The organism is Sulfitobacter sp. AS92 (assembly GCF_038900015.1).
Classification (GTDB): Bacteria; Pseudomonadota; Alphaproteobacteria; order Rhodobacterales; family Rhodobacteraceae; genus Sulfitobacter.
Window position 1 is genome coordinate 149,209 of record NZ_JBBMQL010000008.1, and the last position, 13,136, is coordinate 162,344.

Consider the following 13,136-nt stretch of genomic DNA (forward strand, 5'->3'; position numbering starts at 1 on the left):
TCACGTCGTCACTCCTTCGCTGCGCAGCCGCTTCGCGTCGCGCCGTCTTTGTAGCCACGAGATGATTTGGCTGGTTTTTTCGGCACGCCACCGCTCAAAACGGGTCGGGTTATGCACCACATCGGCTTGATAGAAGGACGGGCAGAGCACCGCCGTATCGGCCACTTCGCCGCAGTTGCCGCAGCCGACGCAGGTCTGATCAATATGCGCCACCGGGTCATCGCGCAGCGGATCGTCGAGCCGTTTGAGCGACAGCGACGGGCAGCCCGAGAGCCGTATACAGGCGTGATCCCCGGTGCAGACATCCGCATCGACGCCAAAACGCGGCACCTCCATGCGGCGGCCTTCCTTGATCGCCTTGTTGCGCAGCGGCTTCTCGCGACGCTGCTTGTTGAGCATACATTCCGAGGAGGCGACGATCACCTTCGGCCCTTTATAGTCGGTGGTCAGCGCCTCGCGCAGCACTTCGCGCAGCTTGCCGACATCGTAGGTCCGGTCAATCTGGCGCACCCATTCCACGCCCACGCCCTTGAGCGCCTTGGAAATCGGATTGTTGGTAGATTTTGTGTCATTATGCGCGCGGGACGACATCACATCCTGCCCGCCGGTGGCGGCAGAATAGTAGTTGTCGACGATCACCGCGACGCTGTCGGATTTGTTAAAAACCATGTTCCCGATCGAGGTCGACAACCCATTGTGCCAGAACCCGCCGTCGCCCATGATCGAGATCACCCGCCTGTCGCCGCCCCCATCGAAGGCCGCATTTGACGCGGGGCCTAGGCCATAGCCCATGGTCGAGCCGCCGATCTCAAATGGGGGCAGAACGCCAAACAGGTGGCAGCCAATATCTCCGGTAATCTGGTGTTTGCCCAACTCCTGCTCGGTCAGTTTCATGGCCGCAAAGATCGGCCGCTCCGGACAGCCGGTGCAGAAACCGGGCGGGCGGATAGGCACCGTGTCGGACAGATCGGGGATCGCGGGCGCTTCTGCATTGGGGGCGCGGACCTTACCGGGCAACATGTCTGGTGCCGCGACTTTCAAGAAGTCTGTAACACCGTCGAGCAAAACCTGACCGGTGTACTCCCCCGCCATCGGCAGCACGTCTTTGCCGTGCAGCCGGACCTTGCGTTCGAGTTTATAAAGGTAGGAGCCAAGCTGCTGTTCGATGTGATCCGGCTGGCCCTCTTCGACCACCAAAACATGGTCTTTGCCCGCGCAGAAGTCGTCGAACTCATCCTTGAGCAGCGGATAGGTGACGTTCAGCACATAGAGCGGCACTTCGGTCTGGCCGTGGATATCCGCAAGGCCCAGCCGTTGCAGGGCGCGGATGACGGAGTTGTACATGCCACCTTGGACGACGATGCCCAAGGGCGCTTTTTCGGGGCCGAAGAACTCGTTCAACTTATTGTCGCGGATGAACTTCTCTGCCGCTGGCCAGCGGTTCTCGATCTTATCCTTCTCATGCAGATAGGACATCGGGGGTAGCACAACGCGGTTGAAGTCCGAGCGGGGGTTGGCGGCGGCTTCGGACACGGTCAGCGGTGGGCGCTGGTTGTCTTTGGTCTCAAAACTGCCCGTCACATGGCACGACCGGATGCGCACCATCAGCATGACGGGCGTGTTGCTCGCCTCCGACAGTTCAAACCCGTCTTTGACCGCCTTGGTGATACAGGGCAGGTTGGGGCGCGGATCGAGCATCCAGAACTGCGACTTCATGGCAAAGCCGTGGCTGCGCTCTTGCATGATCGAAGAGCCTTCGCCGTAGTCTTCGCCCACAATCACCAGCGCCCCGCCGGTCACGCCCGAAGAACTCAGGTTGGCCAGCGCATCGGAGGCGACGTTGACCCCCACCGGCCCCTTGAAGGTCACCGCCCCACGGATCGGGTAATGCACGCTCGCTGCCAGCATCGCCGCCGCTGCAGCTTCAGAAGCGTTCGCCTCAAACCGCACGCCAAGCTCACCCATAAGCTCTTCGGCATCGGCCAACACGTCCATCAGATGCGAGATCGGCGCGCCCTGATAGCCGCCCACATAGCCGACCCCGTTTTCCAGAAGGGCTTTGGTAATCGCGAGGATACCCTCACCTGTGAAGACGTCACCGTCTCCTTTGCGCAGGTGTTCCACCTCTGCCTTGAACGAACGCTCGGCCATTGGACCCTCTTAAAAATCGTGTTTTCGGATGTTGCGCAGCATGGTGCGCAGCGTGGCCACAAAGGCCTCTTTCTCGACCGCGTCGATGCCCTTGAACATCGCCCCATAGGCTTCGGCCATATGCGGCCAGAGCCGGGCATAGGCATCGCCGCCCTTTGCAGTCAGGTAGACGCGGGTGGCACGGCTGTCCGTGGCATCGGTTTCACGCCGCACCAGGCCGTCGCGCACCAGCGCGTCCAACGCACGGCTGAGCGTGGATTGCTGAACCACCGCATAGACCGCCAATTCGCGGATCAAGATCCCATCCGTGACCGAAAGCACCGCCAAGGAGCGCATCTGCGGCGTGGTCAAGCCAAGCGCCGCCATCTCGGTAGATAGGGCGGCATTATACCGCCCCATGATCCGGTTCATCAGATAGGGCGCGAAGTTATCGAGCCCCATCTGGTCGAGCGGCGCGCTGTCCGCGTCAGAAAGGCGTGGATCCGACACCGATCAGCCCTTCGGCACCAGCGCCAGCGCCCGAATGGGGCTGCCGGTGCCATTCTTAATCTTCAGCGGCGCCGCAATCAGGATCGCGCCCTTGGGCGGCAGCTTGTCGAGATTGGCAAGGCTTGCCAGACCGAAACAGTTGTTCTTATGCAGCAGGTTATGCGCCGGGTACGGCGGCTCCATCCCGCCGGCCTGACCCGCATCGGTGCCAATGCATTGGGTGCCCCAACCGACGATCTTTTTGCTTATCAGATACTCGATCGCATCCGGGGTCGGTCCGGGGCTGTGCGGTCCGGTTTCATCCGCGTTAAGGAACCGCGCTTCGTCATTTACACGGCTGTCCCAATCGGTGCGCATGACGACCCATTCGCCCTCGCCAATCTCGCCATACTCGGCCTCCCATTCCTTAATGCCTTTGGCGTCGAGCAGGAAGTCAGGGTCTTCTTGAGATTGCTGCGAGCAGTCGATCACATTCACCGGCGCGACGAGGCGCTGCACGTCAAGCGTATCGGTGAACCCGTCTTCGTAATCCTTGCCCGTGATCCAGTGATGCGGCGCGTCGAAATGCGTGCCGGAATGCTCGCCCAAAACCATCCAGTTCCACGCAAAGAATGGGCCATCTTCATCATATTCACTGATCTTGTGGATCTCGACTTTGGGTGTCGGCTTGGCAAAATCGGCTGGCAGTTGCAGGATCGGTGTATCCGGACCCAAAACGCCCGAACAGTCCACCACTTCGACCCCGCCAGAGGCGAGCATCGCCCCAAAATCACGCATTAAATCTGTTGCACTCATCTCAATTATTCTCCCCAAATTGGCGCACCCGCTCTTGGTGCGTTGATCCCTGAAAAGATGCTAATCAAATTTATATGCGTTTGCAATTATCTTCTTTGAGATGACTGTCCGGCAACGCAAAAGGCCCGCCGCGGATGCGACGGGCCTGCCCAGCCGGGGAGAGGTGGGCGGAAAATTAGGCCGCGTATTTGGCGACCGCGCCGCCTTGCTGGCTCCAGTCGGCATACCACGTGCGGAACAGCTTATACTGCACCTCTGCATAGCCGCGTTGGCTGTCGCTCAGCGCGTCGGTCTCATTAAAATGCAGCGCATATTCTGCATGGCCTTCGAGCACCATCAAATGCTTATAATAGAGTACGAGATCGGGACCCTCATCAAAGGAGGACAGAACACCAAGCGCCGCGTCGAGTTCCTGCGCCCGCTGGCGCGCTTCGGCATCGCCCGCCGCTGCGGCTTGGCTGAGGGCCACCAGATGCAACACTTCGCGCGGCAGTACGTTGCCGATGCCGGTGATGGCGCCCGTCGCACCGCAGTTGACGAAACCATGGAAAACAGTGGTGTCGACGCCAATCATCAGAGTCACGTCATCATCGCGGCTGGTGATGTTTTCAGCCGCATAGCGCAAGTCATCCGCGCCGCCGAACTCCTTGAAACCGACGAGGTTCGAATGCTCCGCCCGCAGGGCAAAGAAGAGATCGGCACGGGTGGCGAAACCATAATAGGGGCTGTTGTAGATTACGGCCGGAAGCTCTGGTGCAGCGGAAAGGACAGCTTTGAAATGGTCCTTTTGGGCAGCGACCGAAGGGCCACGCGACAGGATGCGCGGAATCAACATCAAACCTTTTGCGCCTACTTTCTGCGCATGTGCTGCGTGCTCGGCGGCCAGCTTGGTGTTCACAGCACCCGTACCAACAACAACCGGAACGCCCGCGTTGACTAGACGTTCAACCCCCTCCATTCGCTCTGCATCGGTCAGCAGCGGCCAATCACCCATTGAGCCGCAGTAAACGACCGCGCTCATACCATCGGCGATCAGCTTTTTGCCCATGCGCACCAACGCGTCGAAGTCAGGAATACGGTCTTCAGTGCAGGGGGTCATTAGGGCCGGGATGCAGCCGGAAAAAATCGAAGGGTTCATTTATCTCTCCATCATAGTAACCGGCTGCGTTATTGCCGGGCTTGGCTACATTTTAATGATTGTATTTTATTTGTCGACAATAAATCTTTCTACTAAGCATTCTTTTGAAATTACGACTTTACTACAGCAGTTTAGATGTCGATATGTTGCCGCCGGTCCCGTGAAATCAGCGCCTGAATCTGCCGCACGATTTGGTCGGCATGGGTTTTGGCCAGAGAATCCGCACGGGAGATATCGCGGGCTTCAATGGTCGCGATCAGGTCTTCATGTTCTTGCGCATACTCATTCGGGAGCTGGTCGTCGAAGGACTGGTAGTACATCCGCAGAAGCCGCCGCCCCTCATCCAAAAGCCGCAGGCAGAGCGATTCGTAATAGGGGTTACGCCCGGCGCGGGCGATCTCGGCGTGGAACTCTCGATTTGTGGCAATCATCGACAATGCATCTTGTGCCTCTACCGCTTTTGCGAACTCGGCCTGCCGGGCGCGGATTGCGGCCATATCCGCGGGCGTATGAAACTGCGCCGCAAGGCGCGTCGTGACGCGGTACATCAATGTCATCGCATCGAAAAAGGTGTGCAGGTTCATGAAGTCGATGTTCGACACGACGGTTGAGCGGTTGGGCAGCGTGGTCACCAGTCCCTCGCTCGCCAGTCGCACCAATGCCTCACGGATCGGGGTGCGCGACATCGACAACCGCTCGGAGAGGCGAATCTCGTCGATGGGGCTGCCAGGAAGCAGGGTTAGGTCAAGAATTTCATCGCGTAAGATCGAATAGACAAATTGCGCCCCGGACCCGCGTTTGCGTTCTGCCGATTTAGGTTTGCTGGTCATGGGGTTATGCCGCCCTTTCGAAATTCTTGGCTCCCCTTCGATAAAGCAACAAATCGACCGCCCTACAATAGCGCTGTCGCGTAGAAAGCGCCCCCACCCTCCTCAATTCATCCTTTCGCAAATACCGTCCGCCTTCTCTACCGGGTGCAGTCCTTTCCGGTTGAACGCGCACCTAACCTTCAAAAGCCGCTCAAAAATTGAGCTATACCGCGGGAAAATCCGGCTCAAGCGGATGCAACAGATTGTGCGGTAAGGACTCTTTTAAAAACTGAAATCCCCGGATTGACAGCAAGAAACTTGCAACCGCATACTCGACCAATCTTATATTGGTTCAAGAAAGCGGTCCATTGCCCAACCCTGACACCGGTTCCGACAAGGTTTTACTCGAAGTGCGTGACTTCAGCTTGCGCTTTCGTGGCCTGCCGAGCGACCAGATCAATCACGTCAATTTCTCGGTAAGCCCCGGCAAGACGCTCTGCGTTGTCGGGGAGAGTGGCTGCGGCAAAAGCGTGACTTCATTGGCGATGATGGGGCTCTTGCCTGCGGGTGCTGCGACGATCCGATCGGGGGAGATGATCTTTGAGGGGCAAAAACTCGACCTTGCTGATCACAGGGCAATGCGCAAGCTGCGCGGCAGCCGGATGACGATGATCTTTCAAGAGCCGATGACCTCGCTCAACCCCGCGTTTCGCATTGGCGACCAGATTGCCGAAGCCGTGCTGGCCCATAGCGACGCCAGCAAATCCGAGGCCGAGGATAAGGCACTGGCGATCCTCAAGCGTGTCGGCATTCCCGCGCCGGAAAAGCGGATGCGGGATTATCCGCATCAGTTGTCGGGCGGCATGCGCCAGCGGGTGATGATCGCCATGGCGCTGGTGAACGACCCCGCACTGCTGATCGCAGATGAGCCGACAACCGCGCTTGATGTGACCATTCAGGCGCAGATTTTGGAATTGATTCGCGACCTTCAGGCCGAGACCGACATGGGCACGATCATGATCACCCATGATTTGGGTGTTGTCGCCGAAATCGCTGATACCGTGGCCGTCATGTATGCGGGCACCATTGTCGAGACCGGTCCGGCGGAGCGTATTTTTAACGATCCGCAGCACCCCTATACCATCGGCCTCATGTCCTCGATCCCGCAGTTGAGCGGTCCGCGCGGGCGTTTGGCCACCGTGCCGGGCATGGTGCCGACGACGCAGAACATGCCCGAAGGCTGCCGCTTTTCCACGCGCTGCCCCTTTGCTCAGCCGGTCTGCGCCAAGGAGCCGCCGCTTGCCCCGCTTGAGGGCGGGCACGCCGTGGCCTGTCATTTCGCCCCGCTGGAAAACCATCTGGAGCAGAGCGCATGAGCGACCATATCCTCAAGGCGCGCGCGCTTAAAAAACACTTCAAGACTGGCGGCGGCATGCTGGCTGCAAGCGGCACCGTGAAGGCCGTCGACGGCGTGTCCTTCGACGTGCGGCGTGGAGAGACATTTGCCATTGTCGGCGAATCCGGCTGCGGCAAATCCACCCTCGCGCGGCTCTTGATGCGGCTGCTGACGCCGACCGAGGGCGATGTACAGTTTGACGGTACGGACGTGCGCAGCCTCGCTGGGCGTGATCTGACGGCGCTGCGCCGCGACATGCAGTTTATCTTTCAAGATCCCTTTTCCTCGCTGAATCCGCGCATGAGTGTCGGCAAGCTGGTCGGCGAACCACTGGAGACGCATTTCCCGAAAATGTCCGCCGCTGATCGGCGCGGCAAAGTGGCAGAACTGCTGGCCAAAGTCGGGCTACGCCCCGAGCACGCCGAACGTTATCCGCATGAGTTTTCCGGCGGTCAACGCCAGCGGATCGGGATCGCCCGCGCGCTGGCCTCCTCCCCCAAGCTGGTGATCGGGGATGAACCGGTATCGGCGCTTGACGTGTCGGTGCAAGCGCAGGTGATCAACCTTTTAAGCGATCTGCGCGACGAGTTGGGCCTCACGCTGGTCATCATCGCGCATGATCTGGCCGTGATCCGCCACATGAGCGACCGCGTGGCGGTGATGTATCTGGGGCAGATCGTCGAACAGGGCGATGTTGACACCGTCTACAACCACCCGCGTCACCCCTATACCCGCGCCCTCCTGTCGGCCATTCCGGTGGCCGCCCATGGTGCGCGCACGCCCCAGACTGCGCTTGAGGGCGAGATGCCCAGCCCCGCAAACCCGCCCTCGGGCTGCCGTTTCCACACCCGCTGCCCCTATGCCAAAGAGCGCTGCGCGAGCGAGCCGCCCACCTTACGCGAAACCGATGCCGGCAACGGCCATATCGCCGCTTGCCACTATTTCGAAGAGATCGCCGCCGCCACGCCGGATCTCGGCCTTGCCGATGTGCCCGAACGTGCCCCCGGCGCGGCTGCGCGCTTTGCGCTTTACCAAGACGCCATGCGGGATCGGACAACGCTCCGCCCCCGCCAAGACCAACAATAACAGGCTGAACCAGACCAAATGAAACGACAGGAGAGTACGATATGACACTGACTAAAATGACCCTTGCCGCTGCGTTACTGGGGGCCACGACCCTCGGCGCTCAGGCAGCTGATCTGCGCATTGCGCTGCAATCGGATGCCGATGTGCTGGACCCCGACCAGTCGCGCACCTTTGTGGGGCGGATCGTCTATACGTCGCTTTGCGACAAGCTGGTGGACATCACGCCCGACCTTGAGATCATCCCGCAATTGGCTACCGAGTGGTCCTTTTCCGAGGACGGCAAGCAGCTGACCATGAAACTGCGCGACGATGCGGTGTTCCACGATGGCACGCCCTTCGACGCGGAAGCCGTGGCCGCCAACATCGACCGCAGCCAGAACCTTGAGACCTCGCGCCGCAAGTCCGAGCTGAGCTCGATCACCGGTGTTGAAGTGCTGGGCAGCCACGAAATCCGCTTTGACCTGGCAGATGCCGACGCCACGCTGATGGCCCAATTGGCTGACCGCGCGGGCATGATGGTCTCCCCCACCGCCGCCGAAGCGGCTGGCGATGACTTTGGCCTCGCGCCGGTCTGCTCGGGTCCCTACCAGTTCAAAGAGCGCGTGGCCCAAGACCGCATCGTGCTGGAAAAATTCGCCGACTATTACAACGCCGACGAATACCACTTTGACACCGTCACCTACCTGCCGATCCCCGACACCACCGTGCGTCTGGCGAACCTGCAATCGGGTGACGTCGACATGATTGAGCGTCTGGCCGCGACCGATCTGGCGCAGGCCGAAGCCGATGATGGCATCCAAGTCGAAAGCGCCGTGTCGCTGGGCTATCAGGGCATCACCGTCAATGTGGCCAACGGCGACAAGGGCGACAACCCTTGGGGCAACGACAAACGTCTGCGTCAGGCGCTGAGCTATGCCATCGACCGCGAAGCAATCAATCAGGTCGTCTTCAACGGTGCCTTCGCCGCGGGCAACCAGCCCTTCCCGCCGAACTCGCCTTGGTACAGCACCGACTTCCCCGTGCCCGAGCGTGACGTAGAAAAGGCCAAGGAACTGCTGGCCGAAGCGGGCTTTGCCGATGGCATCGACCTTGAGGTACAGGTGCCTAACACCACGATCCCGCTGCAACTGATGCAGGTCGTGCAATCCATGGCGGCTGAGGCGGGGATCAACATCTCAATCACCTCCAAGGAATTCGCCACCCTGCTGGCCGACCAATCTGCGGGCGATTATCAGGCGAGCCAAATCGGTTGGTCCGGTCGCGTGGACCCGGATGGCAACATCCACCAGTTCATGACCACAGAAGGCGGCATCAACGATTCTAAGTACTCGAACCCGGAAGTGGATGAGCTGCTCGACAAGGCGCGCAAGTCCAACGATCAGGACACGCGCCGCGAAAGCTACACCGCCGCACGGGCCATCCTGAACGACGAGATGCCGATCGTGTACCTCTACCACGAGACGTGGATCTGGGCGCTGGACTCCGGCATCACCGGTTTCACCCCCTATCCTGATGGCATGATCCGCCTTGAAGGTATGAAAAAAGAAGAAGGCTAAACCTTCTTCATTCGCACCGCCGGGCTGGTCCCGGCGGTGTCCCTCCCTCTGAGCGAGACGTTTTAAAATGCTGTCCTTCATCCTGCGCCGACTGGTGATCGCGATCCCGACGATCATCCTGATCTCGGTCTTTGTCTTCACCTTGCAAAAGCTGCTGCCGGGCGATCCGGTGCTGGCCATGGCCGGCGAAGAACGCGACCCGCAGGTGCTGGAATTTCTGCGCGAAAAATACCGCCTGAACGATCCCATCCCGGTGCAATATTTCACTTGGATCGGCAACGCGCTGACTGGAGACCTCGGCATCTCGCTGCGCACCAACCAGCCAGTGCTCGAGCTAATTGGACAGAAACTTCCCGTGACGATCCAGCTGGCGACGATGGCGATGATCTTTGCCATGGTGATTGGCATCCCTGCGGGCATCTTCTCTGCCGTCAAGAAGGGCACTGTCACCGATTACGTCGCCAATGTCGTGGCCCTGTCGGGCCTGTCGATCCCTAACTTTTGGCTTGGCATCATGCTGATCCTGCTGGTGTCGGTGAAATGGAAACTGTTGCCCGCCTCTGGCTATGTGCCGCTGAGCGAAGACCCCATTCGCTCAATCACCGTCATGCTGATGCCCGCCTTCGTGCTGGGCACGGCGCTAGCCGCAACGCTGATGCGCCACACCCGTTCCGCCATGCTGAGCGTGATGAGCAGTGATTACGTCCGCACCGCCCGCGCCAAGGGTCTGGTAGAGCGCAAAGTGATCCTGAAACACGCGTTTCGCAACGCGCTGACACCCATCGTTACCCTGACCGCTCTGCTCTTTGGTGAGCTGATCGCCGGGGCCGTGCTGACCGAGCAAATCTTCACCATCCCCGGCTTTGGCAAGCTTGTGGTCGATGCGGTGTTCAACCGCGATTACGCCGTGGTGCAGGGGATCGTGCTGGTCACCGCTGTCGGCTTTATCTTTATGAACCTGCTGGCCGACGTCGCCTATGTGCTGCTGAACCCCCGCCTGAGGAAGCAATAATGGCTCAACCTGCCACACCCATCACGATTGACGCCGAAAGCGCCGCTGATCCCGTCCTCTCGGCACGTCCTGAAAACCGCGTCTGGAAAAAGTTTCGCCACCACCGCAGTGCCATGCTGGGCGGGGTGCTGGTGGTCTTCTTCTGCGCTATTGCATTGCTGGCGCCCATTCTTCCGATCCCCGACCCCTCTGCGACCGATTGGGGCGCGGTGCGCAAAGCGCCGTCGGCGGCGCATTGGCTAGGCACCGATGAATTGGGCCGCGATGTGCTGTCGCGCTTGATCTGGGGGGCGCAGGCATCTTTGCTGGCGGGTGTCGTTTCGGTCGCCATCGCGCTTGGCCTTGGCGTGCCTTTGGGCATCATCGCGGGGTATTTCGGGGGCTGGACGGATGCGATCATTTCGCGCTGCACCGAAGCTCTGCTGGCCGCACCCTTCTTGATCCTTGCCATCGCGCTGGCGGCCTTTTTGGGGCCAAGTCTGACCAACGCCATGATCGCCATCGGCATCTCGGCCACGCCGGTCTTTATCCGTCTGACGCGCGGTCAGGTGCTAAGTGTTGCTGCCGAAGATTACGTGGAAAGCGCGCGTGCCATTGGTCTCAGCACACCGCGCATCCTGCGCCGCTATATCTTTCCTAACGTGCTGCCGCCCGTGCTGGTGCAGGCCACGCTGACTGTGGCGACCGCGATCATCGCTGAAGCATCGCTGTCATTCTTAGGCCTCGGCCAGCAGCCGCCGTCCCCCTCTTGGGGCTCAATGCTGAACACGGCGAAGAACTTCCTCAATCAAGCGCCTTGGATGGCGCTCTGGCCCGGCATTGCGATCTTCATGGTCGTGCTCGGCTTTAACCTTCTTGGCGATGGTCTGCGCGATGCGCTGGACCCGCGCGAACACTGACCGGAGACGACATGACCCCCTTTACCACCCGCCCCGAGATCCGAGGCTCCTTCGGTGTCACCACCTCGACCCATTGGATCGCCTCGACCGTCGGTTTCGGCATTCTGGAAAAAGGCGGCAATGCTTTTGACGCCGCCGCCGCTGCGGGCTTTGTCCTGCAGGTGGTCGAGCCGCATTTGAACGGCCCGGCGGGCGATCTGCCGATCATCTTTCACCACGCGGAAAAAAAAGAGACCAAGGTCGTCTGCGCCCAAGGGGTCAGCCCCGCCGCCGCCAAGCTGGAGCATTTTGAGGAACTCGGGCTGAAACTGATCCCCGGCTCGGGGCTTCTGTCGACGGTGGTGCCCGGTGCCTTTGACGGCTGGATGCTGATGCTGCGCGACCATGGCACCATGGGCCTGCGCGACGTGCTGCAGCCCGCGATCGACTATGCCCGCGACGGCCACCCAGTGCTGCCGCGCGTGTCGAACACCATCAAGGGGCTGGCCGAGTATTTCGCCGCCGAATGGCCCACCTCCGCCGCTGTCTGGACGCCGGATGGCAAGGCCCCTGAGCCGAACGCCAACTTCAAAAACCCCGATCTGGCGGCAACCTATGAACGGTTGGTAAGCGAGGCCGAAGCCGCGGGCGAGGACCGCGTGACGCAGATCGAGGCCGCACGCAAAATCTGGTCCGAAGGTTTCGTGGCGGATGCGATTTATGACTATCTTGAAGACGCCTGCGTGCATGACGTGTCAGAGCAAAAGAACAGCGCCCTCTTGGCGCGCGAGGACATGGCCAAATGGCAGGCCAGCTACGAAGACACGCTTACTTACGAGTACCACGGCTGGACGGTGCATAAGACCCACGCATGGTCGCAAGGGCCGGTATTCTTGCAGGCCCTCGCCATCCTCAAGCATTTCGATCTTGCCGCAATGGACCCGATGGGCGCCTCCTTTACTCATACGGTGATCGAGGCGATGAAACTCGCCTATGCCGATCGCGAGGCCTATTACGGCGACCCAGAACAGAGCATCATCCCGATGGAAGAGCTGCTCTCTGACGCATATAACGCGGAACGCGCGAAACTGGTCAACGGGAAGGCTTCGCTAGAGCAACGCCCCGGCATTATCGCGGGGCTGGAGCATCTGGCCGAGCGTTATATCGAACGCGCTGCCCGTGATTTCGGTATCAGGAATGCCGCCCCCCAAGAGCCGACGATGGCGCATCTGACCGAAAAACGCGGCGATACTGTGCATCTTGATGTGATCGACCGTTGGGGCAATATGGTTTCGGCCACCCCCTCGGGCGGTTGGCTGCAAAGCAATCCTGTCGTGCCGGGGCTTGGCTTTCCGCTGAACTCCCGCGCGCAAATGTTCTGGCTTGAGCGGGGCTTGCCCACCTCCCTCGCCCCCGGTCGGCGTCCGCGCACCACATTGACCCCCTCCTTTGCCGAGCATTCGGACGGGCGGCAGTTGGTCTTTGGCACACCGGGTGGCGATCAGCAGGATCAATGGCAGTTGATCTGGTTCCTGCGCTTTGTGCATCACGGGCTCGACCTGCAAGAAGGCATGGACGCGCCGTTGTTCCACACCATGCATTTTCAAAGCAGCTTCTTCCCCCGCCAAGCCCTGCCCGGCGAGATGATGATCGAACCCAATGTCGGGCCTGCCGTAATCGACGGTCTGCGCGCGCGGGGACATATCGTCACCGTGGCCGAGCCTTGGTCAGTGGGGCGCATGACCGCCGCGCTGCGCCACCCCGATGGCAGCCTTCAGGCCGCCGCGACCCCCCGCCTCATGCAGGCCTATGCCGTAGGACGTTGA

11 protein-coding genes are annotated in these 13,136 nt (G+C 60.4%); 6 read left to right on the forward strand and 5 right to left on the reverse strand.

Going from position 1 to position 13,136, the window contains the following annotated elements; all coding sequences use genetic code 11:
* The 5 genes from WNY61_RS14605 to WNY61_RS14625 form a co-directional block, all read right to left on the reverse strand.
* Positions 1 to 2,151: an indolepyruvate ferredoxin oxidoreductase subunit alpha gene (locus tag WNY61_RS14605; protein ID WP_342852141.1), complete on the reverse strand. Its 2,151-nt coding sequence runs from the start codon at positions 2,149 to 2,151 to the stop codon at positions 1 to 3.
* A gap of 9 nt (positions 2,152 to 2,160) precedes the next feature.
* A complete protein-coding gene (locus WNY61_RS14610; RefSeq protein ID WP_342852142.1) occupies positions 2,161 to 2,640 on the reverse strand; it encodes a MarR family transcriptional regulator in 480 nt (159 codons plus the stop codon).
* Positions 2,641 to 2,643: 3 nt separating this feature from the next.
* Positions 2,644 to 3,435, reverse strand: coding sequence for a cyclase family protein (locus WNY61_RS14615; protein WP_342852143.1), 792 nt, complete (start codon positions 3,433 to 3,435; stop codon positions 2,644 to 2,646).
* A gap of 175 nt (positions 3,436 to 3,610) precedes the next feature.
* On the reverse strand, positions 3,611 to 4,573 hold the full coding sequence (locus WNY61_RS14620; protein WP_342852144.1) for a dihydrodipicolinate synthase family protein: 963 nt from the start codon (positions 4,571 to 4,573) through the stop codon (positions 3,611 to 3,613).
* 131 nt (positions 4,574 to 4,704) lie between these two features.
* A complete protein-coding gene (locus WNY61_RS14625; protein ID WP_007121337.1) occupies positions 4,705 to 5,403 on the reverse strand; it encodes a GntR family transcriptional regulator in 699 nt (232 codons plus the stop codon).
* Positions 5,404 to 5,750: 347 nt separating this feature from the next.
* Here WNY61_RS14625 and WNY61_RS14630 point away from each other — a divergent pair, with 347 nt between their 5' ends.
* From WNY61_RS14630 to WNY61_RS14655, 6 genes are all read left to right on the forward strand, one after another.
* Complete coding sequence (locus tag WNY61_RS14630; protein WP_342852145.1) at positions 5,751 to 6,758, forward strand: ABC transporter ATP-binding protein; 1,008 nt, start codon at positions 5,751 to 5,753, stop codon at positions 6,756 to 6,758.
* Positions 6,755 to 7,864: a dipeptide ABC transporter ATP-binding protein gene (locus tag WNY61_RS14635; RefSeq protein WP_342852146.1), complete on the forward strand. Its 1,110-nt coding sequence runs from the start codon at positions 6,755 to 6,757 to the stop codon at positions 7,862 to 7,864. Before WNY61_RS14630 ends, WNY61_RS14635 begins: the two co-directional genes overlap by 4 nt.
* Before the next feature lie 41 nt (positions 7,865 to 7,905).
* Complete coding sequence (locus WNY61_RS14640; RefSeq protein WP_342852147.1) at positions 7,906 to 9,420, forward strand: ABC transporter substrate-binding protein; 1,515 nt, start codon at positions 7,906 to 7,908, stop codon at positions 9,418 to 9,420.
* Between the two features lie 67 nt (positions 9,421 to 9,487).
* Entirely contained in the window at positions 9,488 to 10,432 is a 945-nt protein-coding gene (locus tag WNY61_RS14645; RefSeq protein WP_342852148.1) for an ABC transporter permease, read from the forward strand.
* Entirely contained in the window at positions 10,432 to 11,331 is a 900-nt protein-coding gene (locus WNY61_RS14650; protein WP_342852149.1) for an ABC transporter permease, read from the forward strand. The genes WNY61_RS14645 and WNY61_RS14650 overlap by 1 nt, the downstream gene beginning before the upstream one ends.
* A gap of 11 nt (positions 11,332 to 11,342) precedes the next feature.
* Positions 11,343 to 13,136 carry a gamma-glutamyltransferase family protein gene (locus tag WNY61_RS14655; RefSeq protein ID WP_342852150.1) on the forward strand — a complete coding sequence of 598 codons (1,794 nt, stop codon included), beginning with the start codon at positions 11,343 to 11,345 and terminating at the stop codon, positions 13,134 to 13,136.

Coding starts and splice junctions, on each gene's coding strand:
- WNY61_RS14650 (WP_342852149.1), top strand. CDS start 10,432: ATGGCTCAACCTGCCACACCCATCACGATTGACGCCGAAAGCGCCGCT.
- WNY61_RS14605 (WP_342852141.1), bottom strand. CDS start 2,151: ATGGCCGAGCGTTCGTTCAAGGCAGAGGTGGAACACCTGCGCAAAGGA.
- WNY61_RS14625 (WP_007121337.1), bottom strand. CDS start 5,403: ATGACCAGCAAACCTAAATCGGCAGAACGCAAACGCGGGTCCGGGGCG.
- WNY61_RS14645 (WP_342852148.1), top strand. CDS start 9,488: ATGCTGTCCTTCATCCTGCGCCGACTGGTGATCGCGATCCCGACGATC.
- WNY61_RS14635 (WP_342852146.1), top strand. CDS start 6,755: ATGAGCGACCATATCCTCAAGGCGCGCGCGCTTAAAAAACACTTCAAG.
- WNY61_RS14655 (WP_342852150.1), top strand. CDS start 11,343: ATGACCCCCTTTACCACCCGCCCCGAGATCCGAGGCTCCTTCGGTGTC.
- WNY61_RS14615 (WP_342852143.1), bottom strand. CDS start 3,435: ATGAGTGCAACAGATTTAATGCGTGATTTTGGGGCGATGCTCGCCTCT.
- WNY61_RS14620 (WP_342852144.1), bottom strand. CDS start 4,573: ATGAACCCTTCGATTTTTTCCGGCTGCATCCCGGCCCTAATGACCCCC.
- WNY61_RS14640 (WP_342852147.1), top strand. CDS start 7,906: ATGACACTGACTAAAATGACCCTTGCCGCTGCGTTACTGGGGGCCACG.